This is a genomic window from Hydrogenophilus islandicus, from assembly GCF_054657095.1.
On sequence record NZ_BAAHXE010000002.1, the window covers coordinates 101,097 to 123,217 of the forward strand.

At 60.8% G+C, this 22,121-nt stretch carries 23 protein-coding genes and 1 tRNA gene; 19 read left to right on the forward strand and 5 right to left on the reverse strand.

The features are described from left to right. Positions 1 to 10: 10 nt before the first annotated feature. From ACYQ6T_RS01425 to hrcA, 3 genes are read right to left on the reverse strand one after another with little or no spacing between them, the layout of a single operon-like run. Positions 11 to 442, reverse strand: a complete 432-nt coding sequence (locus ACYQ6T_RS01425) for a phage holin family protein (RefSeq protein WP_459826726.1) — start codon at positions 440 to 442, stop codon at positions 11 to 13. Further along, positions 439 to 1,509: a ferrochelatase gene (hemH, locus tag ACYQ6T_RS01430; RefSeq protein WP_459826728.1), complete on the reverse strand. Its 1,071-nt coding sequence runs from the start codon at positions 1,507 to 1,509 to the stop codon at positions 439 to 441. Before hemH ends, ACYQ6T_RS01425 begins: the two co-directional genes overlap by 4 nt. Further along, positions 1,506 to 2,528 (reverse strand): heat-inducible transcriptional repressor HrcA, encoded by a 1,023-nt coding sequence (gene hrcA, locus ACYQ6T_RS01435; RefSeq protein WP_459826730.1) that lies wholly within the window; start codon positions 2,526 to 2,528, stop codon positions 1,506 to 1,508. The genes hemH and hrcA overlap by 4 nt, the downstream gene beginning before the upstream one ends. Positions 2,529 to 2,594: 66 nt before the next feature. Here hrcA and ACYQ6T_RS01440 point away from each other — a divergent pair, with 66 nt between their 5' ends. Next, complete coding sequence (locus tag ACYQ6T_RS01440) at positions 2,595 to 3,476, forward strand: NAD(+)/NADH kinase (RefSeq protein WP_459826732.1); 882 nt, start codon at positions 2,595 to 2,597, stop codon at positions 3,474 to 3,476. Positions 3,477 to 3,482: 6 nt separating this feature from the next. Beyond that, positions 3,483 to 5,156: a DNA repair protein RecN gene (gene recN, locus ACYQ6T_RS01445; protein ID WP_459826734.1), complete on the forward strand. Its 1,674-nt coding sequence runs from the start codon at positions 3,483 to 3,485 to the stop codon at positions 5,154 to 5,156. 10 nt (positions 5,157 to 5,166) lie between these two features. Here the strand turns inward: recN and fur are convergent, their stop codons facing one another. Further along, a complete protein-coding gene (gene fur, locus ACYQ6T_RS01450) occupies positions 5,167 to 5,604 on the reverse strand; it encodes a ferric iron uptake transcriptional regulator (RefSeq protein WP_459826735.1) in 438 nt (145 codons plus the stop codon). A gap of 111 nt (positions 5,605 to 5,715) precedes the next feature. On the opposite strand from fur, the gene ACYQ6T_RS01455 reads away from it, so the two are divergent. From ACYQ6T_RS01455 to greA, 5 genes are all read left to right on the forward strand, one after another. Beyond that, entirely contained in the window at positions 5,716 to 6,186 is a 471-nt protein-coding gene (locus tag ACYQ6T_RS01455; RefSeq protein WP_459826737.1) for an outer membrane protein assembly factor BamE, read from the forward strand. A 39-nt stretch (positions 6,187 to 6,225) separates the two neighbouring features. Then, positions 6,226 to 7,029 carry a 4-hydroxy-tetrahydrodipicolinate reductase gene (dapB, locus tag ACYQ6T_RS01460; RefSeq protein WP_459826739.1) on the forward strand — a complete coding sequence of 268 codons (804 nt, stop codon included), beginning with the start codon at positions 6,226 to 6,228 and terminating at the stop codon, positions 7,027 to 7,029. Positions 7,030 to 7,122: 93 nt separating this feature from the next. Then, a complete protein-coding gene (gene carA / locus ACYQ6T_RS01465) occupies positions 7,123 to 8,265 on the forward strand; it encodes a glutamine-hydrolyzing carbamoyl-phosphate synthase small subunit (protein WP_459826741.1) in 1,143 nt (380 codons plus the stop codon). A gap of 28 nt (positions 8,266 to 8,293) precedes the next feature. Further along, positions 8,294 to 11,533 (forward strand): carbamoyl-phosphate synthase large subunit, encoded by a 3,240-nt coding sequence (gene carB / locus ACYQ6T_RS01470; protein WP_459826743.1) that lies wholly within the window; start codon positions 8,294 to 8,296, stop codon positions 11,531 to 11,533. Further along, the gene (gene greA / locus ACYQ6T_RS01475; protein WP_459826745.1) at positions 11,530 to 12,003 is read left to right on the forward strand and encodes a transcription elongation factor GreA; all 474 of its coding nucleotides are present in this window, start codon (positions 11,530 to 11,532) and stop codon (positions 12,001 to 12,003) included. The genes carB and greA overlap by 4 nt, the downstream gene beginning before the upstream one ends. Here the strand turns inward: greA and ACYQ6T_RS01480 are convergent. Further along, a complete protein-coding gene (locus tag ACYQ6T_RS01480) occupies positions 11,994 to 12,404 on the reverse strand; it encodes a YhbY family RNA-binding protein (RefSeq protein ID WP_459826747.1) in 411 nt (136 codons plus the stop codon). The two genes, greA and ACYQ6T_RS01480, sit on opposite strands and share 10 nt — an antisense overlap. A 53-nt stretch (positions 12,405 to 12,457) precedes the next feature. On the opposite strand from ACYQ6T_RS01480, the gene ACYQ6T_RS01485 reads away from it, so the two are divergent. From ACYQ6T_RS01485 to nuoE, 12 genes are all read left to right on the forward strand, one after another. After that, on the forward strand, positions 12,458 to 13,078 hold the full coding sequence (locus ACYQ6T_RS01485; protein WP_459826749.1) for an RlmE family RNA methyltransferase: 621 nt from the start codon (positions 12,458 to 12,460) through the stop codon (positions 13,076 to 13,078). Positions 13,079 to 13,233: 155 nt separating this feature from the next. After that, positions 13,234 to 15,141, forward strand: coding sequence for an ATP-dependent zinc metalloprotease FtsH (gene ftsH, locus ACYQ6T_RS01490; RefSeq protein ID WP_459826843.1), 1,908 nt, complete (start codon positions 13,234 to 13,236; stop codon positions 15,139 to 15,141). A 19-nt stretch (positions 15,142 to 15,160) separates the two neighbouring features. Then, positions 15,161 to 16,018, forward strand: a complete 858-nt coding sequence (gene folP / locus ACYQ6T_RS01495) for a dihydropteroate synthase (RefSeq protein ID WP_459826751.1) — start codon at positions 15,161 to 15,163, stop codon at positions 16,016 to 16,018. An 89-nt stretch (positions 16,019 to 16,107) separates the two neighbouring features. Further along, positions 16,108 to 17,466 (forward strand): phosphoglucosamine mutase, encoded by a 1,359-nt coding sequence (gene glmM / locus ACYQ6T_RS01500; protein WP_459826753.1) that lies wholly within the window; start codon positions 16,108 to 16,110, stop codon positions 17,464 to 17,466. Positions 17,467 to 17,493: 27 nt separating this feature from the next. Continuing rightward, positions 17,494 to 18,234 carry a triose-phosphate isomerase gene (gene tpiA / locus ACYQ6T_RS01505; RefSeq protein ID WP_459826755.1) on the forward strand — a complete coding sequence of 247 codons (741 nt, stop codon included), beginning with the start codon at positions 17,494 to 17,496 and terminating at the stop codon, positions 18,232 to 18,234. Positions 18,235 to 18,236: 2 nt separating this feature from the next. Further along, positions 18,237 to 18,581 (forward strand): preprotein translocase subunit SecG, encoded by a 345-nt coding sequence (gene secG / locus ACYQ6T_RS01510; RefSeq protein WP_459826757.1) that lies wholly within the window; start codon positions 18,237 to 18,239, stop codon positions 18,579 to 18,581. 53 nt (positions 18,582 to 18,634) lie between these two features. After that, positions 18,635 to 18,719 (forward strand) — tRNA-Leu (locus tag ACYQ6T_RS01515). Between the two features lie 166 nt (positions 18,720 to 18,885). Continuing rightward, positions 18,886 to 19,260 (forward strand): NADH-quinone oxidoreductase subunit A, encoded by a 375-nt coding sequence (gene ndhC / locus ACYQ6T_RS01520; RefSeq protein ID WP_459826845.1) that lies wholly within the window; start codon positions 18,886 to 18,888, stop codon positions 19,258 to 19,260. Positions 19,261 to 19,263: 3 nt separating this feature from the next. Beyond that, positions 19,264 to 19,743 carry a NuoB/complex I 20 kDa subunit family protein gene (locus tag ACYQ6T_RS01525; protein WP_459826759.1) on the forward strand — a complete coding sequence of 160 codons (480 nt, stop codon included), beginning with the start codon at positions 19,264 to 19,266 and terminating at the stop codon, positions 19,741 to 19,743. A gap of 9 nt (positions 19,744 to 19,752) precedes the next feature. Then, on the forward strand, positions 19,753 to 20,346 hold the full coding sequence (locus tag ACYQ6T_RS01530; protein WP_459826761.1) for an NADH-quinone oxidoreductase subunit C: 594 nt from the start codon (positions 19,753 to 19,755) through the stop codon (positions 20,344 to 20,346). Between the two features lie 2 nt (positions 20,347 to 20,348). Then, entirely contained in the window at positions 20,349 to 21,602 is a 1,254-nt protein-coding gene (locus ACYQ6T_RS01535; RefSeq protein ID WP_459826763.1) for an NADH-quinone oxidoreductase subunit D, read from the forward strand. 11 nt (positions 21,603 to 21,613) lie between these two features. Next, complete coding sequence (nuoE, locus tag ACYQ6T_RS01540; RefSeq protein ID WP_459826765.1) at positions 21,614 to 22,111, forward strand: NADH-quinone oxidoreductase subunit NuoE; 498 nt, start codon at positions 21,614 to 21,616, stop codon at positions 22,109 to 22,111. Positions 22,112 to 22,121: the final 10 nt, after the last annotated feature.

A 22,121-nucleotide genomic window follows, 5' to 3' on the forward strand; every position in this document is an offset into this window, starting at 1 on the left:
TTCTCTCCTTCTACAACCAAAGGTCTTTGTCGCCCCTTTTCCAGCGGCGACGCTCGATGCGCCAACGCACCGTCCAATCACTATGGGGGTCAGAGAGTGCAATAGCAATAATCCCGGTCAGAATGCTGTAGAGAAGCGCCCCCCAGAATGCCGCCCAGAAGTCGGCCACGACCACCCCGGGGACGATTCCGGTGGCAGCCCAAAAAAGGAGCGCGTTGATCACCAGGGCAAAAAAACCGAGCGTGAATACGGTTGCCGGCAACGTGAGGAGGAGAAGGAGTGGTTTGATCGACCAGTTGATGATGCCCAAAACCAGCGCAGTCAGCAGTGCTGCGCCGTAACCGGTCACGGTGATCCCGTCGACCCATTCGGCAACGACCAGGAGGGCAACGGCGTTCAACAGCCAATGAAGCGCGAGGCGAAGCCAAGGGGGAAGAATCATGAGCGAGCGTACTCCGGACGTGTGACCATCGGCCAGCCGTGGAGATGGTCAGAGAGGATTGCGGCAAAATCTCTGACCCATTCGGGGTTGTCGTTGAGGCACGGGATATAGGTGAAGTGCTCGCCGCCAGCGGCAAGGAACGCTTCACGGCATTCGATCCCGATCTCTTCGAGGGTCTCGAGACAATCGGCGACAAACCCGGGACAGACCACAGCAACCCGTTTGACACCGGAACGGGCGAGCTCCTCGAGCCGCTCCTGAGTGTACGGTTGCAGCCACTCGGCCGGGCCAAAGCGCGATTGAAAGGTGACCTGCCACCGCTCACGGGGTAGCCCCAACGCCTCCGCGATAAGGCGCGCGCTCTTCTGACACTCACAGTGGTAGGGGTCGCCGGCAAAGAGGGTCTTTTTGGGCATCCCATGGAAACTAAAGAGGAGCTGCTCCGGCTCACCGCTTACCTCCCAAGCACGGCGAATCGTCGCGGCGACGCGCCCGACCCAAAGCGGATGGTCGTGCCAGTTGCGTATGAAACGGAGCTCGGGAAGATCACGCCACTTCTGCAGGGTCGCTACGACGGCGTCGAAGACCGACGCCGTGGTGCTTGCGCAGTATTGGGGGTAGAGCGGTACGACGAGGAGCCGCCGCACCCCTTCCTCTTGCAGTGCTGCCAAAACCTCCCGAACGTTGGGGTTACCGTAGCGCATCGCCCAGCGCACCAGCGGGCCCTGCTCGCCCCAGTGGTGCGCGAGGGCTTCGGCCAGGCGTTTTGTCGCCACCGTGAGCGGTGAGCCCTCCGCGGTCCAGATTTTGGCGTATTTGGCTGCGCTCGCCTTCGGGCGCCGGGGGAGAATCGCCAGCTCCAGAATCGGGCGCCACAGCCAAGAGGGGAGTTCGATGACCCGCCGGTCGGTGAGGAACTCGCGGAGGTAGCGGCGCGTCGCTGCGGGGGTCGGGGCGTCGGGGGAGCCGAGGTTGACGAGAAGAACCGCCGTGGTGTACTTCAATTGCTCATGGAACGCACGACATTGGGTTTCGTTGGCCAACTCAGAGGCGGGTGGCCGGTTCATCGTTGCAGCTCCTCGTACTGGCTGAGCGCCTGGGTCAAGAGTTTTGCGGTGATATCGACGATCGGAATGACGCGGTCATAAGCCATCCGCGTCGGGCCGATCACACCGATCGAACCGACAATCCGCCCCTGGACAGAGTAGTTTGCCGCAATCAACGAACACTCTTCGAGCTCAGTAATCCCCGACTCAGCTCCGATGTAGATCTGCACCCCCTTCGCGTGCGCTGCCTGCTCCAGCAACCGCAGGAGCGCCGTCCGCTGTTCAAAAAGGGCGAAGAGCTCGCGCAGCCGCTCCATGTTGCTCGCGAATTCACCCACCTCCAGAAGCCGGTTTTCGCCAGAGACGACGTAAGGATCATCCTCGGGAAGGGGGACGGTGAGGGCGAGCTTCATCAACTCGGAGATGCTCTCGCGCATCCGGTTGAGCTCCTTGGCCAACGCTTCGCGCATCTCCTCCAGGGTCTTACCGGCGAATTGGGCCGTGAGGTAGTTGCTCGCTTCAACGAGTTCCGAAGCCGAGAGCGCGCGCGGCGCAGTGAGCAGCCGATTCAACACCTCACCGCTTTCGGTGACGAGAATAAGCAACATCCGGTTACCGGAGAGGGGAACGAATTCGATATGGCGAAGTCGTTCCGCTTCCCGTTTAGGGGCCATCACGATGCCGGCAAATTGGGTGAGCTCGGCAAGGAGTTGCGATGCGCGACGAATCAGTTGTTGCGGCTGGTCAGGCGTGAGCTCTTGGCGAAGATCGGCGATCAACCGCTGATCGAGCTGCTGAATCGAGATGAGCTTGTCGAGGTAGAAACGGTAGCCTGCTGCTGTTGGGGCACGACCAGCCGACGTGTGGGGGCTCATCACCAGGCCCAGCTCCTCGAGGTCGCTCATGATGTTGCGAACGGTGGCGGGGGAGAGGGTCAAGCCACTGGCGCGCGAGAGCGTCCTTGAGCCGATCGGCTGCCCTTCGGCGATATAGCGCTCCACGAGCGTTTTGAGGAGAATACGACTCCGTTCGTCCAGCATGGCGTGTCAAGGTCACTGTAACTCAGCCATCTTACCACCAGCGCAGCTTTTCGCTACAATGGGGTCATGGGCTTGCATTTTCAATCGATTGGACTTGCGGGAAAAGTTCGCTACCCTGAGGCACGCGCTGCGCTCGAGGCGATTGCCGAATGGCTCGCGCAAATCGGCTGTTCGGTGGTGATCGAATCGTCGAGCCTGGCGCACGATGACGAGACCGCTTCCCGCTGGCCGACAGCCCCTTTTTCGCGCTTGGCGCAAATGGTGGACTTGGCGGTGATTCTTGGCGGGGATGGGACGATGCTCAATGCTGCTCGCCAGCTGGTCGAACATGATGTCCCGCTCGTTGGGGTCAATCTCGGGCGCGTAGGGTTTCTCACCGATATTGCCCGTGCGGATGCGATTCCCCAGCTCGAACGGATTCTCAACGGGGAGTACCGTGAAGAGCGTCGTTCACTTCTTTCCGGACGGATCGTTCGGCATGGGGGCGTCATTGCCGCAAGCCACGCGCTGAACGATATCGTGATGAACAAGGGGGACTTGGGCCGGATGATCGAGTTCGAGTTGCGGATCGATGGCCAGATGGTCTACACGCAACGTTCGGACGGAATGATTATCGCCACTCCAACCGGCTCCACTGCCTACGCGTTGTCGGCGAATGGTCCGATTCTTCACCCGCAGGTCGCAGGGATCGCGCTCGTGCCGCTCTGCCCCCACGCTTTGACCGCGCGGCCGATTACGATTCCCGATCAGGTAGAGATCACCTTGTCGCTGCTGCCCGGCCATGTGGCTGACGTCCATTTCGACGGACAAGGGCGCGTCGAGATGTTGCCGTGCGATGTGTTACAGGTGCGGCGTGCCGCGCATGAGGCCCGCTTTCTTCATCCGCTCGATTACGACTACTTCGCGATGTTGCGCGAAAAGCTCCATTGGAGCGCCTCGCCACGGTGATCCGCGATGATTCGACGGCTTGAAATCCGCGATTTTGTCCTCATCGACCACCTCGATCTCGTATTCGCTCCAGGCTTTGGGGCGCTTACTGGGGAGACTGGCGCGGGGAAGTCGATACTGCTCGATGCGCTCTCCTTTGTCCTCGGCGCACGCGCCGACTCCCATTGGGTCCGTTCGGGGGCTACCAAGGCTGAGGTGGTTCTGGAGTGTGACTGGCCAGAGAATCCTGAAGCGAAGGAGCTCCTCCTCGAGTGGGCGATCGAGCACGACAGCGAGGAGCCGCTCCTCATTCGCCGAACCATGGACGCCAACGGCCGCTCGCGCGCCTGGATTCAGGGGGTTGCGGTGACGCAGAGTCAACTGCGCGCGCTCGGGGGGTGGATCGCCGACATTCATGGACAACACGCCCACCACGCCCTGTTGCAGCCTGAGACCCAGCGGCGGCTCCTCGATCGTTTTGCCGACGCGGGGCAAGAGTGTAGCGCGGTTGCTGCCGCTTGGCAGAGGTGGCAAAACGCCAAACGTGCGCTCGACGAAGCGGTCGCTGCCGAGGGGCGGCTTGCAGAGGAGCGGGAGCGACTCAGCTGGTGGCTCGAAGAGTGGCAGCCGGTCGCATTCACGTTGTCGGCTTGGCGCGAGTGGGAGGCCGAATATCGCCGGCTCAGTCACACCGCGGAGATCAAAGAGCAGGTGGCATCCGCCTTTTCCGCGCTCGACAGTGACCCCGAGGGAGCGCTCACCGCGGTCTATCGCGCGATCCGCTCGTTACGCACGGTCGAAGCGTTTGAGCAAGAGCTCGCGGAGCCCCTCACGCTGCTTGATGCTGCGGCTGCGGAACTCGAAGAGGCTGCTGCGGCCCTCAAACGGCAGCTCGTTCGCCTGGAGGAGGATCCAGAAGCGTTGGCGGCGCTTGCGGCTCGGATCGCTGCGGTTCATGATCTTGCACGCAAGCACCGAGTCGCACCCGAGGCACTGCCGGCGCTTGCAGCCGAGTGGGCCGAGCGGTTGAAAAGGCTCGAAGCGGCGGCCGACATCGATCAGCTCTCAGCTGCTGAGCGCAAAGCCCAACAACACTACCAGGAGGCAGCCGCGCGGCTCACCGTCAAGCGGCAACGGGCTGCGCGCCGCTTACAGGAGGAGGTGGTCGCGCTCTTGAGGTCCCTTGCCATGCCCCACGCCCTTTTTGCCGTAGCGCTCGAGCCGGTGGCACCAGGGCCATTTGGAGTTGAGCGGATCGTCTTCACCTTCACCGCAAACCCAGGTCAAGCGCCTGCCCCGTTGGCTGCAGTCGCCTCAGGGGGGGAGCTCGCGCGTATTGGTCTGGCGATCCAGGTGGCGTCGACCGGAGCTGAGGAGATTCCGACTGTCGTTTTTGACGAGGTCGATGTCGGCATCGGCGGGAGTGTCGCGGCGGTTGTGGGTCGTCTGATGCAGCGTCTCGGCACTTGGCGGCAAGTGCTCGCAGTCACGCACCAGCCACAGGTCGCCGCTTGCGCCGACTGGCAATGGCGGGTCACCAAAGAGAGCAGAACGGAAGGGGTGGTGACGCGGGTCGAAGCGTTGGGGGAAGCAGAAAGGGTGAGCGAATTGGCGCGGATGGTCGCTGGCGAAACGATCGACGAGGCGGCGCTTGCGCACGCCCGGTCGCTCCTTGCGATGCGCGAGCGAACGCAAGCGTAGCGCGGTTTCGCTACCCCTTGCGGTAGGGGCATTGCGCGCCCTGAAGGCAGTGGCCGTAGAGGGCCAGCGCATGATCTTCCAATGAAAAGCCGAGCTTCGCTGCTACGCTCTTTTGCCGCTTTTCGATCTCTTCGTCGTGGAATTCGACGATGCGGCCGCAGTCGAGGCAGACGAGGTGGTCATGATGGCGGTTTTCGGCCAGTTCGAAAACCGCCTTGGTCCCGTCGAAATGGTGCTTGATCAGCACCCCGGCCTGCTCGAATTGGGTGAGCACCCGGTAGACAGTCGCCAAGCCAATTTCGACACCTTGTTCGAGGAGCTCGCGGTAGACCTCATCGGCGCTCAAATGGCGCGCCCCTTCGCGGTTGAAAAGTTCGAGGATCTTCAACCGGGGATAGGTGGCTTTCAGCCCCTTTTCGCGCAGATCGATTTCAGAATGGGCGTTCATCAGAGGGCTCTCGATGACAAAAAGAATCGTTTCGATTATACGCTACCCGCGCAGTCAACGCGCCGTCAGCCATGCTATAGTTTCACATCGGGAAGGGCTTACGAGGAAACGATGAGTCGCAGGGATGGTTGGCTACGGGCGCAACGTCTCAGTCGAAGTGTCGCTGGGGTTGCGGGCGCGGCAATCGCGTTATCGGGTTGTGCGGTAGAGCAGGGGGGCGCTTTTGATCGCGTTGCGGCGATCGCTTCTCCCTATTCCGCGCCGGTGCGGCAGGGCAACTGGGTCGAGCCGGAGGCGGTCGCGAAGCTGCGTAAAGGAATGAGTCAAGAGGAGGTGCGGCTGTTGTTGGGCTCACCGCTCCTCGTCGACCCCTTTCGCAACAACCGCTGGGACTACCTCTATCGCTTTGACGACAAGCGGGGGCATGTGGAAATACGCCGTCTCACCCTTTTCTTTGCGAACGGGGCGTTGAGCGAAGTGGCCGGCGACGTCGTGGCCGCTCAAGAGAAAAGAGCGGATGATGCTGGGAATCCCGCACCGCGCCTGCAGACGATCGAGATTCCCGCAGCCCCAAGCCAATAAGGGGCACAGAGTGCCACTCAAGAGGAAAAGGAAAAGAGGATGAGCGCAGTGAAGGTTGCCGTGGCGGGTGCCAGTGGTCGGATGGGGCGAATGGTGATCGAAGCGGCGCTCGCGCCCGACTCAGGGGTCGTGCTCGCGTCGGCGTTTGATCGTCCTGGGACCTCGGCCATCGGGCAGGATGCTGGCCAGTTTCTGGGCAAAGAGACCGGGGTGATCATTACCGACGATCTTGCGGCGGCACTTTTCTCCGCCGATTGCGTGATCGATTTTACCCGTCCCGATGGGACGTTGGCGATACTGGACGAGGCGGTGCGCCAGAAGCGCGCGGTGGTTATCGGCACCACCGGATTTGATGCCGAGGGGCGCAACCAGATTCACCGTGCGGCCCAATCGATTCCCATCGTCTTTGCGCCCAATATGGCCGTCGGGGTCAATGCCGTCTTTCAGCTCCTTGCGGTTGCGGCAAAGCTCCTGCAGGGCTACGACGTCGAAGTGATCGAAGCGCACCATCGCCACAAGGTCGATGCCCCTTCGGGAACGGCGCTGGAGATGGGGCGGATCGTTGCCGAGGCGCTCGGCTGGTCGCTCGAGGAGGTGGCTGTCTTTGGCCGGGAGGGGCATACGGGCGAACGGCCGCGGCAGCAGATCGGCTTCTCGACGATTCGTGCCGGGGAGATCATCGGCGACCACACCGTGCTCTTTGCGGCGCAAGGGGAGCGGATCGAGATCACCCACCGCTCGCAAAGCCGAATGCCCTACGCCGCTGGCGCCATTCGTGCGGCGCGCTTTGTTGCCGGAAAAGCTCCTGGGCTCTACTCGATGAAAGAGGTCCTGGGAATTTAGACCGCGGCTATTTCTGGTAGAATTCTGGGCAAGATGATCTAGAAAACAACGGGATGCGGCTGCGCTTCCCGTTTTTTTACGTGAGGAACAATCGTGTATACCCAAGCTGTCTTGGCTCTTGCCGACGGAACGGTCTTCTCCGGTATCGGAATCGGTGCCGAAGGACTGACTGTAGGCGAAGTGGTCTTTAACACCTCGATCACCGGTTATCAGGAGATCCTCACCGATCCGAGTTACTGCCGGCAGATCGTGACGCTCACCTATCCCCATATCGGTAACGTTGGAACCAACCCAGAAGATTTTGAGAGCGATCGCGTCTATGCGGCCGGATTGGTGATCCGCGATCTCTCCCGTGCCGTGAGTAACTTTCGCGCCACCGAGTCGCTCCCCGAATACCTCAAGCGCCATGGCGTGGTGGCGATCGCCGAGATCGATACGCGCGAACTGACCCGCCGTTTGCGTGACCAAGGGGCACAGGCCGGAGCGATTCTCGCTGCCCCGGCGGGTCAAGAGCCCGACGTTGCCGCGGCGCTCGCTGCAGCGCGCTCGTTTCCGGGGCTCGCCGGAATGGATCTTGCCCAAGCGGTGACCCGCCAATCGGTTGCCGTCTGGGACGAAGGGGCGTGGGAACTGGGGAAGGGCTACCCGCGAGTCGCGGAGACGCGCCGGCACGTCGTCGTCTACGACTTCGGTGTCAAGCGCAACATCCTGCGTCTCCTCGCTTCGCGCGGCTGCCGCGTCACCGTCGTTCCCGCCCAGACTCCTTTCACGGAGGTCCAGGCGCTTCAGCCCGACGGCATCCTCCTCTCCAACGGCCCAGGTGACCCCGAACCGTGCCACTACGCAATCACCGCGGCGCAACAGGCGATGGCCCATCGGATTCCCCTTTTTGGCATCTGCCTTGGCCACCAGATTCTCGGGCTTGCTTCGGGCGCGCGCACCGTCAAAATGAAGTTTGGTCACCACGGCGCGAACCATCCGGTCAAAGAGCTGACGACTGGGCGGGTCTATATCACCAGCCAAAACCACGGTTTCGCCGTCGACGCCGACTCGCTCCCCAGTCACTGCCGTATCACCCACATTTCGCTCTTTGACGGCAGCGTCCAGGGAATCGAGCGGACCGATCTGCCGGCTTTTGGCTTTCAGGGGCACCCCGAGGCGAGCCCCGGCCCCCACGATATCGCCGATCTCTTTGACCGCTTCGTTGCGCTGATCGACGCGCATCGTCCGGCGTAACTTCAAGCGTTACCAAGGAAAACCGCTCATGCCGAAACGCACAGACATCGAATCGATCCTGATCATTGGCGCAGGCCCCATCATCATCGGGCAGGCGTGCGAGTTCGACTATTCCGGTGCCCAAGCGTGTAAAGCGCTGCGTGAGGAGGGGTATCGCGTCATTCTCGTGAACTCCAACCCTGCGACGATTATGACTGACCCCGAGATGGCCGACGTCACCTACATCGAGCCGATCACACCGGCGGTCGTCGAACGGATCATCGCCAAAGAGCGGCCCGATGCGCTCCTGCCGACGATGGGGGGGCAGACCGCGCTCAACACGGCGTTGGAGCTCGCACGCGCAGGGGTTCTCGCTCGCTACCAGGTCGAACTCATTGGCGCAAACGAGGCAGCGATCACCAAAGCGGAAGATCGCCAGCTCTTCAAAGAGGCAATGACCCGGATTGGCCTCGAGTCGGCGCGCTCCGGCATCGCTCACAGCATGGAAGAGGCGCTCGCCGTCCAAGCCGAGATCGGTTTTCCGGTGATCATCCGCCCGTCATTCACCCTCGGCGGAACGGGAGGGGGGATCGCCTACAACATGGAGGAGTTTGTCGAGATCTGTAAGCGGGGGCTCGATTTGAGCCCGGTCCATGAGCTTTTGATCGAAGAGTCGTTGATCGGTTGGAAAGAGTTCGAGATGGAGGTGGTGCGGGATCGCAACGACAACTGCATCATCGTCTGCTCGATCGAAAACCTCGACCCGATGGGGGTGCACACCGGGGATTCGATCACGGTGGCCCCGGCGCAGACGCTTACCGACAAAGAGTACCAGCGGATGCGCGACGCGTCGATTGCCGTTTTGCGCGAAATCGGCGTCGATACGGGCGGCTCCAACGTCCAGTTTGCGATCAACCCGAAAGATGGGCGGATGATCGTGATTGAGATGAATCCGCGCGTCTCCCGCTCCTCAGCCCTTGCCTCGAAAGCGACCGGTTTTCCGATCGCGAAAATCGCCGCGAAACTCGCGGTGGGCTACACGCTCGATGAACTGCGCAACGACATTACGGGCGGCGTGATCCCGGCGTCGTTCGAGCCCACCATCGACTATGTGGTGACGAAGGTGCCGCGCTTTGCTTTCGAGAAATTCCCGCAGGCGAATGACCGACTGACGACGCAGATGAAGTCGGTCGGCGAGGTGATGGCGATCGGCCGCACCTTCCAGGAGTCGATCCAGAAGGCGTTGCGCGGCCTCGAGGTGAGCTCTTACGGCTTTGACGAGGTGGAGTGTACGCTCGAAGAGCTCGAACATGAGCTCGCCAATCCGGGGCCGCAGCGGATCTGGTATCTTGCTCAAGCGTTTCGTGAGGGGATGAGCGTTGAACGCGTCCATCAACTCAGCAAAATTGACCCCTGGTTCCTGGTTCAGATCGAAGAGCTGGTTCAGATCGAACAACAGCTCAAAGGGCGGTCGCTGAAAGGGATCGAGGCCGAGGCGATGCGCGCGTTGAAGCGTAAGGGCTTTTCTGACCGGCGGCTCGCGAAGCTCCTCAACACTTCTGAGGAGGCGGTGCGGCTCCATCGTCACGCGCTCGGAGTGCGGCCGGTCTATAAGCGCGTCGACACCTGCGCCGCCGAATTTGCTACCCCCACCGCCTACCTCTACTCGACCTACGAGCCTTACTGCGAGGCCGAGCCGACTGATCGGCGCAAGATCATGATTCTGGGCGGTGGTCCCAACCGGATCGGCCAGGGGATCGAATTCGACTACTGCTGCGTCCACGCCGCGTTGGCGCTCAGAGCGGACGGTTTCGAGACGATCATGGTGAACTGTAACCCGGAGACTGTCTCGACCGACTACGACACTTCTGATCGCCTCTACTTCGAACCAATCACCCTCGAGGATATTCTCGAGATCTGCCACGTCGAGAAACCCGAAGGGGTGATCGTCCAATTTGGCGGTCAGACACCGCTCAAAAGGGCTAAAGCACTCGAGGAGAACGGGGTCCCGATCATCGGCACGACCCCCGATGCGATCGACGCCGCGGAGGATCGCGAGCGTTTTCAAAAGCTCCTTCAGCAGTTGGGGCTGCGGCAGCCGGAAAACCGCACCGCCCGCACGCCAGAGGAGGCGATGCGGCTTGCCGCGGAGATCGGCTACCCCCTCGTGGTTCGCCCCAGTTATGTGCTCGGCGGGCGCGCGATGGAGATCGTGCACGATCCCCAGGATCTCGAACGGTACATGCGCGAAGCGGTGAAAGTCTCAAACGATTCGCCGGTGTTGTTGGACCGCTTTCTCAACGATGCAACAGAGGTCGATATCGACGCGGTAAGCGACGGCCAAGAGGTGGTGATCGCGGGACTCATGGAGCACATCGAAATGGCTGGTGTCCATTCCGGTGACTCCGCCTGCTCGCTTCCTCCCTACACTTTGTCTCCTGCTGTCCGCGACGAAATTCGCCGCCAGACGGTGCTCCTTGCGAAAGCACTCAACGTCGTTGGGCTCATGAACGCCCAATTTGCCGTTCAGGGCAGTGGCGACAACGCCAAGGTCTTCGTCCTCGAAGTGAACCCGCGGGCGTCGCGTACCGTTCCCTTCGTCTCGAAGGCGTGCGGGATCCCCTTTGCCAAGGTGGCGGCGCGCTGCATGGTGGGACGGTCGCTCGCCGAGCAGGAAGTCAAGCGCGAGATTGTGCCGCCTTATTACGCCGTCAAGGAGGTCGTCTTCCCCTTCAACAAGTTCCCCGGCGTCGACCCGATTCTCGGACCGGAGATGAAATCGACGGGTGAAGTGATGGGGGTTGGCCGCACCTTTGCCGAAGCCTTCTACAAGGCGCAACTCGCCGCGGGTGTCGTGTTGCCCAGAAGCGGCAAAGTGTTCCTGAGCGTCAAACCGACTGACCGCCCCGCGGCAATTGAAGTGGGGCGGCGATTGCATGATCTCGGGTTTGCCATCGTCGCCACCCGCGGCACCGCCCGCACGCTGGAAGCTGCCGGTATTCCCGTTCAGGTGGTCAACAAGGTCAACGAGGGGCGGCCGCACATCGTCGATATGATCAAAAATGGTGAAATTGCCCTGGTCATCAACACCGTCGAAGAGCGGCGGCAAGCGATCCTCGACTCGCGCTTGATTCGCATCAGCGCGCTTGCCGCGAAAGCCCCGATCTTCACGACGATCGAAGGGGCGGAAGCAGCGGTGATGGGGATCGAGATGGCGGATCGTTTCGACGTCTATTCCTTGCAGGAGCTCCACTGCGAGGCGTTGGCAGAAGGGGAGAGCACGGCATGAAATTCCCGATGACGGTCCAAGGAGCGCAGAAGTTACGCGAAGAACTCCACCGCTTGAAGAGTGTCGAGCGGCCGGCAGTCATCGCGGCGATTGCCGAGGCGAGAAGCCACGGGGATCTGTCGGAGAATGCCGAATACGATGCCGCACGCGAGCGGCAGGCGTTCATCGAGGGGCGGATCATGGAGCTCGAAGGGAAGCTCGCGAACGCCCAGATCATCGACCCCAAAACGCTTGACGCCGATGGGCGGGTGGTTTTCGGCGCCACCGTCGATCTTGAGGCGACCGAAAGCGGGGAGCAGGTCACCTATCAAATTGTCGGGGAGGATGAGGCCGACGTGCGGGCAGGGAAGATTTCGGTGACCTCACCGATTGCGCGGGCGCTCATCGGCAAATATGCCGGCGACGTCGTCGTTGTCCAGGCACCGGGTGGTGCCCGGGAGTACGAGATCCTAGACGTCCGCTACGAGTGACCCTTTTTGAGTGCATGGCGGCGCGCCCGCTGGATGAATGCGGCGGCTGTCGAAGGGGGCGTGGCGGAGGAAGAGGGTGCCTCCTTGGTTTTTCTGGCTGCTCTTCCCTCTGCCCCCTCCTTTTCGGGATTGGGACGCCAAACCAGCAACAGATTGCCCAGCATCTGCACTGGAGCGCAATCGAGCGTCGCGCAGATCTCTTCGAGGTAGCGGGCGCGCACCTCCCGCTCGGCACCAGCAACCCGAATTTTGATCAGTTCGTGCGCCGTGAGCGCGCGATCAATCTCCGCCAAGACAGCCGGCGTAAGTCCTTTCGCGGCGATCATCACCACCGGTTTCAGGTGGTGCGCTTGTGCGCGCAGCGCCCGCCGCTGCGCCGAATCAATCACGAGCGCTGTCATAGCTGTTCCATCTTGCCCAATTGGCGCGATTATCGCAGAAAATGGAGGAGAGCATGAAGAAACATCGCAGCAAAAAGGCGTGGATCGATCGCCACCTCCATGACCCCTATGTGCAACAGGCCACCCAAGAAGGGTACCGTTCGCGTGCCGCCTACAAATTGCTCGAGATCGACGAAAAAGATCACCTCTTTCGCCCGGGAATGCGGGTGGTCGACTTGGGTGCTGCGCCCGGCGCCTGGTCACAGGTCGCTGCAGCCAAGGTTGGGGCGAACGGCTCGGTCTTTGCCCTCGATTGTCTCCCAATGAAACCGTTACCCGGTGTAACCGTGATCCACGGCGACTTTACCGAAGCGGCTACTCTGGAGCTCCTCCTTGAGGCATTGCAGGGAGAACCGGTGAACGTCGTTCTCTCCGATATGGCGCCCAACCTTTCGGGCATCGCGATCACCGATGCAGCAAAAAGTTTCGCGCTCGCGGAACTGGCGCTCGATTTTGCCCGAACCCACCTCACCGCTGACGGTGCTTTTCTCGTCAAAGTCTTTCAGGGCCCAGGGATCGACGACTACCGCCAGCAGCTGCAGTCAGCCTTTCATCAGGTGCTGCCCCGCAAACCCAAAGCCTCCCGTGCTGAGAGTAGCGAACTCTACTACTTGGCAAAACGTCCCAAACGGTGATCGCTTCCTGTTGATCTTCTGCTTACTCTTGTCGCACGGAACCGGAGCGGTTAGAATCGACTCGAAGCGGTATTACTGATGATGGCAACGAAGGAGCCTTCCCCTTGAACGGCAGTAGTTTTTTTCGCAATCTTGCGATTTGGCTCGTCATCGGCATGGTGCTGATGACGGTCTTCAACCAGTTCAACGAACGGGCCGCACCCACTTCGACCCTTGAGTACTCCCAGTTCATGGAGGCAGCGAAAGAGGGCAAGGTGACGAAAGCGATCATCGACGGCCGCACGGTCCGGGCTTTGATGAGCGATGGCCGTCAGGTGACTGTCTATGCCCCGCCGATGGACCTCTGGATGGTCTCTGACCTGATGAAATACGGCGTTTCGATCGCGGCAACGAAACCGGAAGAGGGGCAGTCGCTGCTCACCAACATCTTCGTCTCCTGGTTCCCGATGCTCCTCTTGATCGCTGTCTGGGTCTATTTCATGCGTCAGATGAGCGGCGGCGGGAAAGGGGGGGCCTTCTCCTTTGGCAAATCGCGCGCGCGCCTCTTGGATGAATCGAACAACACGGTCACCTTTGCCGACGTCGCGGGGTGCGACGAAGCGAAAGAGGAGGTGCAGGAGCTCGTCGATTTTCTCAAAGATCCCAGCAAGTTTCAGAAGCTCGGGGGCCGGATCCCGAAAGGGGTGCTGATGGTCGGTCCTCCGGGAACCGGGAAGACGCTCTTGGCCAAAGCGATTGCGGGTGAAGCGAAAGTCCCCTTTTTCAGCATCTCCGGCTCTGACTTTGTCGAGATGTTCGTTGGGGTGGGGGCGGCGCGTGTCCGCGATATGTTCGAACAGGCGAAAAAGCACGCCCCCTGCATTATCTTCATCGACGAGATCGACGCGGTCGGGCGGCAGCGGGGAGCTGGACTCGGCGGCGGGAATGATGAGCGGGAGCAGACGCTCAACCAGCTTCTCGTTGAGATGGACGGGTTTGAAGGGGCAACCGGCATTATCGTGATTGCTGCCACCAACCGCCCCGACGTGCTCGACCCCGCGCTCCTCCGTCCCGGGCGATTCGACCGTCAGGTGGTGGTCTCTCTCCCAGACGTGCGGGGTCGTGAGCAGATTCTCAAAGTCCATATGCGGAAAGTGGCATTGGGCCCAGACGTCGACCCGGCAATCATCGCGCGCGGGACTCCGGGCTTTTCCGGGGCAGATCTCGCAAACCTCGTGAATGAGGCGGCGCTTTTTGCTGCACGGGCCAACAAGCGCCACGTCGATATGGAGGACTTTGAGCGCGCGAAGGACAAGATCTTGATGGGTCCGGAGCGCCGCTCGATGGTGATGAGCGAAGAGGAACGACGCAACACCGCCTACCATGAGGCGGGCCACGTGATCGTCGCGAAACTGCTCCCGAAGACCGACCCTGTCCATAAAGTGACAATCATTCCCCGTGGTCGGGCGCTTGGGGTGACGATGCAGTTGCCCGAAGGGGACCGCTACAGCCAAGACAAAGAGCGGCTCCTCAATATGATCGCCGTCCTTTTCGGTGGGCGGATCTGTGAAGAGATCTTCATGAACCAGATGACCACGGGTGCATCGAACGATTTCCAGCGGGCGACTGAGATTGCGCGCAAGATGGTCACTCAGTGGGGAATGTCTGACCTGCTTGGCCCGATGGTCTATGGGGAAGAGGAGGGAGAGATTTTCCTCGGGCGCATGGTGACGACCCACCGCAACATCTCGGAAGCGACGATGCAGAAGGTCGACGCCGAGGTGCGGCGGATTATCGACGAACAGTACGCACTCGCACGCCGGCTGATCGAAGAGAACCGCGATAAAGTGATTGCGCTTGCGGAGGCGCTCCTTGAGTTTGAGACGCTCGACGCCGACCAGATCGACGACATCATCGCCGGAAAACCGCCGCGCCCACCGAAAAAGCCGGGCGCCGACTCGAAAAAGAGCACCCCCCCGAGTAGCAGCGAGGCGGTGGCTGCCGATGGCGCGGTCGCGGAGGGTGACGTCTCCCGCGCGGAATCGAAACCTGGCCGGCCGCCTGAGGCTGAGCCTGCCGGTTGAAAGTGCTCCCCGCTTGGCAATGACCCATCAGGATCCCACTCCAATACCCGCGCGCCTCTGGCGCGCTGGTCGTTTTACCTTGGACCTCACCACCCCGAAGGTGATGGCGATCATCAACCTCACCCCCGACTCCTTCTCTGGAGATGGGGTGGGGGGCGACGTACGCCAAGCACTGGCCAAAGCCGAAGCGGCAATCGAAGCGGGTGCCGCGATTCTCGACTTCGGTGCCGAATCGACCCGCCCCGGAGCGCCTCCAGTCCCCGCCGATGTCGAATGGGATCGGCTCCAACCGGTGTTGCGCAAGGTGCACGACTGGCCGGTTGCGATTTCGGTCGACACCCGAAAGCCGGAGGTGATGGCCCGCGCCGTCGACATCGGTGTCGATATCCTCAACGATGTCTCGGGTTTTCGCTCCCCTGAGGCGATTGCCGTCGCGGCCCGCTCCCTGTGTGGTCTCTGCGTGATGCATATGCAGGGCGAACCGCAGACGATGCAGCTCGACCCCCATTACGACGATGTGGTGGCCGAGGTTCGCACCTTTTTGCGCACCCAGACCGAGGCGCTGATCCAAAAGGGGGTCGCTCGCGAGCGGATCGTCTGGGATCCCGGTTTCGGCTTTGGGAAAACACTCGACCACAACCTCGCCCTCTTTCGTGCGCTTCCCCTCTTTGTCGCGGAACAGCCGGTGTTGGTGGGCGTATCCCGCAAACGGATGATCCAGGCGCTCACCGGTCAGGAGGATCCTCAAGCGAGCGTTTTTGGCAGTCTTGCTGCGGCGCTCAAGGCAGTCGCCCTCGGCGCTTCAGTTGTCCGTGTTCATGACGTCGTCGCTACCGTCGACGCGCTTCGGGTGTGGCTTGCCCTCTCATCTTCTTAGGGGTAGGGGACCGCTGGGGTGAGGCGTTCTCCCTTCGTTTGCCGTGCCACCTGCTGGTACAATAAGAATTTTTCAGTCAAGAGTGATCCATGGCGCGTTGGTTTGGCACCGATGGCATCCGCGGGCGGATCGGAGAACCCCATCTTGCCCCCGATTTCGTTGTTCGGTTAGGCTTCGCGGCAGGTAGGGTCCTGGCGCGAGGTCACGCGGGGTCCCGTCGCCCTACGGTGGTGATCGGCAAAGATACCCGTGTCTCGGGTTACCTTCTTGAAGCTGCGCTGGAGGCTGGGCTGGCGAGTAGCGGCGTCGATGTGCTGCTCACAGGCCCGCTGCCGACCCCTGGTATTGCCTATTTGACCCGGACGATGCGGCTCGATGCCGGGATCGTCGTGAGTGCCTCCCATAACCCCTACGACGACAACGGCATTAAATTTTTCTCGGCGCAAGGAATCAAGCTCGACGACGCGCTCGAGGCGGAGATCGAAGCGGTCCTCGAGAAGCCCATCGAGTCGGTCTCGGCCGACAGCCTTGGGAAAGCGAAACGGATCGACGACGCCTCCGGGCGCTATATCGAATTTTGCAAAAACACCTTTCCGGCAGAGCTTTCGCTCGACGGTTGGCACCTCGTCGTCGACTGCGCCCATGGTGCCACCTATCACGTCGCCCCGCAAGTGTTCCACGAGCTGGGGGCGAAGGTGACCGTGATCGGCGCTGAACCGGATGGCTTCAACATCAACCGAGAGGTCGGTGCCACTTATCCTGCGACTGTGCAGCAGGCCGTACGCCAAGCGGGCGCAGATCTTGGGATCGCTTTCGACGGCGACGGCGACCGCGTGGTGATCGTCGACGCGACGGGTCGTCTCTACGACGGCGACGCGCTCCTCTACGCGATCGTCCGCGACCGGCTCGCTTCAGGCATCGCGGTACCCGGTGTGGTGGGGACGGTGATGAGTAACCTGGGCCTGGAGCACGCGCTGCAGCGTCTCGGGGTTGCCTTTGTCCGTGCGCCGGTGGGTGACCGCTTTGTCGCCGAGCGGTTGCGCGAATTGGGCTGGTGTTACGGCGGGGAGAACTCGGGGCATCTCCTCTGTCTCGATAAGCACACCACGGGGGATGGGATCATCAGCGCGCTGCAGGTTCTTGCCGCGCTCGTGCGCCACGGCAAGAGCCTTGCCGAGTGGACGGCTGACCTCACCTTCTACCCACAGAAGCTCTGCAACGTCTCCTGGCCGAGAGGGGTGGACTGGGCGGCATCTGCTGAAATGCAAAATGCTATGGCTGAGGCAGAGAAGGCGCTCGCAGGAAAAGGGCGCATCTTGATCCGCCCGTCGGGGACCGAGCCGTTACTCCGGATCATGGTCGAGGGTGAGAACCACCAGCTCGTCACATTGCTCGTCGATCGGCTGGTCGAGGTGGCTCAACGTGCACGTGAACGCCTCAGCGGTTGAATTTTGCTTCGGAAAAGGAGAGAAGAGATGAAATGGGTGGTCGGGAACTGGAAGTCGAATGGGGCGTTGGCTCAGAATGACGCCCTGTTGCAGTCGCTCCTGAAGCTCCCGCAAGAAAAAGTGCGGGTTGGCGTCTGCGTGCCGTTTCCCTACCTGGCGCAAGCCCAGGCGCAGCTGCAAGGAAGTCAAGTCCTTTGGGGCGCACAGAACGTGAGCCCCTTTGCTGCCGGTGCTTATACGGGGGAGGTGCACGCCGAGATGCTCAAAGAGTTTGGCTGCCGCCTCGCGATCGTCGGCCACTCGGAACGGCGGCAATACTTCGGCGAAACCAATGCGATGATTGCCGACAAGATCGCGCGTCTCAACGCTGCGGGCATTACCCCGATCTGGTGTATCGGCGAAACCCTTGCAGAGCGAGAACGCGGTGAGTGGCAAGCGGTATTGCGGCAACAGATCGTCGAGGTGGTCGATCGAATCGGAGCCCCGGTAGTCTCGGAGCTCTTGATCGCCTACGAACCCGTTTGGGCGATCGGCACGGGCCGCAACGCGACGGCAACAGATGTCGCGGCGGCCCACGCGTGGGTGCGTGAAGTCTTGGCAAGTCTCAATGCCCCCTCCGACGTGCCGATCCTCTACGGCGGGAGTGTGAAAGGGAGTAATGCCGCCGAGCTCTTTGCTGTTGAGGGTTGCGATGGCGGTTTGATTGGTGGTGCTTCGTTGGTGGCAGCAGAGTTCGCGGCGATCGTCGCTGCGGCAAACAAGGAGTGATGATGAGTAGTCTTGCTTTTTCGATCGTTTTGACCGTTCATCTTGTGGTTGCTGTGGCGTTGATCGTGCTCGTTTTGTTGCAGCACGGGAAGGGAGCCGACGCAGGCGCCGCGTTTGGCGGGGGGAGTTCCGCTTCGCTTTTCGGTGCTTCCGGCGGCGCAACCTTCCTCAGTCGGACGACGGCGATTTTGGCCGCGCTCTTTTTTCTCACCAGTCTCTCGATGACCTATCTGGCGAGCAAAGCCCATCTCGCTGCGCCCGCAAGCGTGATGCAGGGTGCGGAGTCCCCGACGCCAGCCGAGAAGGGTGCCGATTCGGCGCCAGCGCAACCGAAGGTTCCTGATTGAGCGCTCCCCCTCTTGCATTGCATTTCATTTCCGGTATAATTCGCCCTGTTGCTGCCGACGTGGTGGAATTGGTAGACACGCCATCTTGAGGGGGTGGTGGCGAAAGCCGTGTGAGTTCGAGTCTCACCGTCGGCACCAAACAAAAAAAGCCGCTTTTAGCGGCTTTTTTTGTTTGTCTTTTCTTCTGGTTTATAAAAAAATCATCGCCAACAAAGTTTTTTTTATTCCTTTTTGTTACCCGAAGCGGGTACGTTTGTAGCCGAAAAGGTGTATCCTATCGGTCGCCCGAAGATGAGGAGCGGCCATTGTGGAAAGCTACTTTCCGGTTCTGGTTTTTCTGGTTGTAGCGCTTGCGATCGGTGTTTTGCCGATGGCGATCGGTTGGGTGTTGGGGCCACGCCGTCCCGATCCTGAGAAGTATTCCCCCTATGAGTGCGGCTTTGAGCCTTTCGAAGACGCGCGCATCAAATTTGACGTCCGCTACTACCTCATTGCGATCCTCTTCATCCTCTTCGACTTGGAAATTGCGCTGCTTTTCCCTTGGGGGGTAACCTTCAATGAGATGATCGCGGCAGGAGCGAATGCGGGCTATACCTTTACTGCGGTGCTCATTTTCCTTGCGGTGCTCGTTTTGGGCTATGCAGTAGAGTGGAAAAACGGCGCGCTCGATTGGGAGTAAGCGATGGGTATTGAAGGGGTAATGCGGGAAGGTTTTTTGACGACGTCGCTCGACACTGTCATCAACTGGACCCGAACCGGTTCGTTGTGGCCGATGACCTTTGGGTTGGCCTGTTGTGCCGTCGAAATGATTCATGCCGGCTGTTCGCGCTATGATCTCGACCGCTTTGGCGTTGTTTTTCGCCCCAGTCCCAGACAATCTGATCTGATGATCGTCGCGGGGACGCTGTGCAACAAAATGGCGCCAGCGTTGCGCAAGGTCTATGATCAGATGCCGGAACCGAGGTGGGTGATCTCGATGGGCTCCTGCGCAAATGGTGGGGGCTACTATCATTACTCCTACTCGGTGGTTCGGGGTTGTGACCGCATCGTTCCAGTCGATGTCTATGTGCCGGGATGTCCGCCAACGGCTGAGGCGCTTCTTTACGGCATTATTCAACTCCAAAACAAGATCAAGCGCACGTCGACAATCGCGCGGACGTAAGTGGGAGCGGTGATGAAGCGAACCGAAGCTTTGGCCGAACGACTGAGGAATCGCTTTAGCGATTGTGCAGCAATCGTGGAGCACCACGGGGAGGTGACGATGACCGTCGATGTCGATCGTTACCTCGCAGTTGCCCAAACTCTGCGCGATGACCCCGAATTTGCTTTTGCGCAGCTCATTGATCTCTCGGGTATCGACTACGCCACTTATGCCAACCGGCCGTGGGAGGGTCCGCGCTTTGCCGTCGCTGCGCATCTTCTTTCGCTCACCCACAACGTTCGCCTGCGGTTGAAGACTTTTGCGCTCAATGACGACTGGCCGACGATCCCGTCGCTGATCGACATCTGGCCGAGCGTCGACTGGTATGAGCGCGAGGCGTTCGACCTTTTCGGTATTCTTTTTGAAGGGCACCCCGATCTCAGGCGGATTTTGACCGACTACGGTTTTGTCGGCCACCCGTTGCGCAAAGATTTCCCCGTGAGTGGCCACGTCGAAATGCGCTACGATCCTGAGAAGGGACGGGTGGTTTACCAGCCGGTAACGATTGAACCGCGCGAGAACACGCCGCGAATCGTCCGAGAAGCCAACTACGGGGACGTGTGACGATGGCCGAAATCAAGAATTTCACGATCAACTTCGGGCCGCAACACCCAGCAGCGCACGGCGTGTTGCGCCTCATTCTCGAACTCGACGGCGAGGTGGTGGTGCGGGCCGACCCCCATATTGGGCTTCTGCATCGTGGCACCGAAAAGCTCGCCGAGACGAGGACGTGGGTCCAATCGGTCCCCTATATGGACCGCCTCGACTACGTCTCGATGATGTGCAATGAGCACGCCTACTGCATGGCGATCGAACGGCTTCTTGGGATCGAAGTGCCGCTTCGTGCCCAGTATATCCGGGTGATGTTCGACGAAATCACACGGATCCTCAACCACCTGCTCAACATCGGGACACACGCGCTCGATATCGGCGCGATGACGATGGTTCTTTACACCTTCCGCGAGCGCGAAGATCTGATGGACGCCTACGAGGCGGTCTCCGGCGCGCGGATGCACGCCGCGTACTATCGTCCGGGAGGGGTCTATCGCGACCTCCCCGACGAAATGCCCAAATACACTGTCAGCAAGTATAAAGACGAAAAGCGGGTCAAAGAGCTCAACCGGGCACGGGAAGGGTCGCTCCTCGACTTTCTCGAGGACTTCTGCGAGCGGTTTGACGGGTACCTGGACGACTACCACACGCTGCTGACCGACAACCGCATCTGGAAGCAGCGCACGGTGGGGATTGGCGTCGTCTCGCCAGAAGAGGCGCTGGCGTGGGGATTTACCGGGCCGATGCTGCGCGGTTCGGGTGTTGCGTGGGATCTGCGCAAGAAGCAGCCGTACGAAGTTTATGATCGCGTCGAATTCGACGTCCCTGTCGGCACCAACGGCGACTGTTACGACCGCTACCTCGTCCGGATGGAGGAGATGCGGCAATCGAACCGCATCATCAAGCAGTGTATCGACTGGCTGCGGAAAAACCCTGGTCCGGTGATTACCGACAACTATAAGGTCGCGCCACCGCCGCGGGAGAAGATGAAGACGGGGATGGAGGAGCTGATCCACCACTTCAAATTGATGACCGAGGGGATCCATGTTCCGCCCGGTGAGGTCTATGCGGCAGTCGAGCACCCCAAAGGAGAGTTTGGCGTCTACGCGATCTCCGATGGGGCGAACAAGCCCTACCGGGTGAAGCTGCGCGCGCCGGGGTTTGCCCACCTTTCCGCGATGGACAAGATGGCGCGCGGCCACCTCATTGCCGACGTCGTTGCGATCATCGGAACCATGGACATTGTCTTCGGCGAAATCGATCGCTAAAGGAGTTTTCCATGCTCTCACAGGAGGCGTTGGCCCGCATCGACCGCGAAATTGCCAAATATCCCGCTGGACAAAAACAGTCGGCGGTGATGGCGGCGCTGCGGATCGCGCAGGAAGAGAAGGGGTGGTTGTCGCAAGAGACGATCGCTTTTGTCGCTGACTACCTCGAGATGCCCCCCGTTGCCGTCTATGAGGTCGCCACCTTTTACAACATGTACGACCTCGAACCGGTCGGCCGGTATAAACTCACCGTCTGCACCAATCTCCCTTGTGCGCTCTCAGGCGGGAACCATGCTGCGGAGCACCTCAAAGAGCGGCTTGGGATCGGCTTCAACGAAACGACCCCCGACGGGCTCTTCACCCTCAAGGAGGGGGAGTGCATGGGGGCGTGTGGCGACGCACCGGTGGTGCTCGTCAATAACCACCGGATGTGTTGCCGGATGACCCGCGAACGGCTCGACGCCCTCATCGACGAACTCAAGCGCCAAGCCACGGAGAATCGCCCATGACCACGCTCAA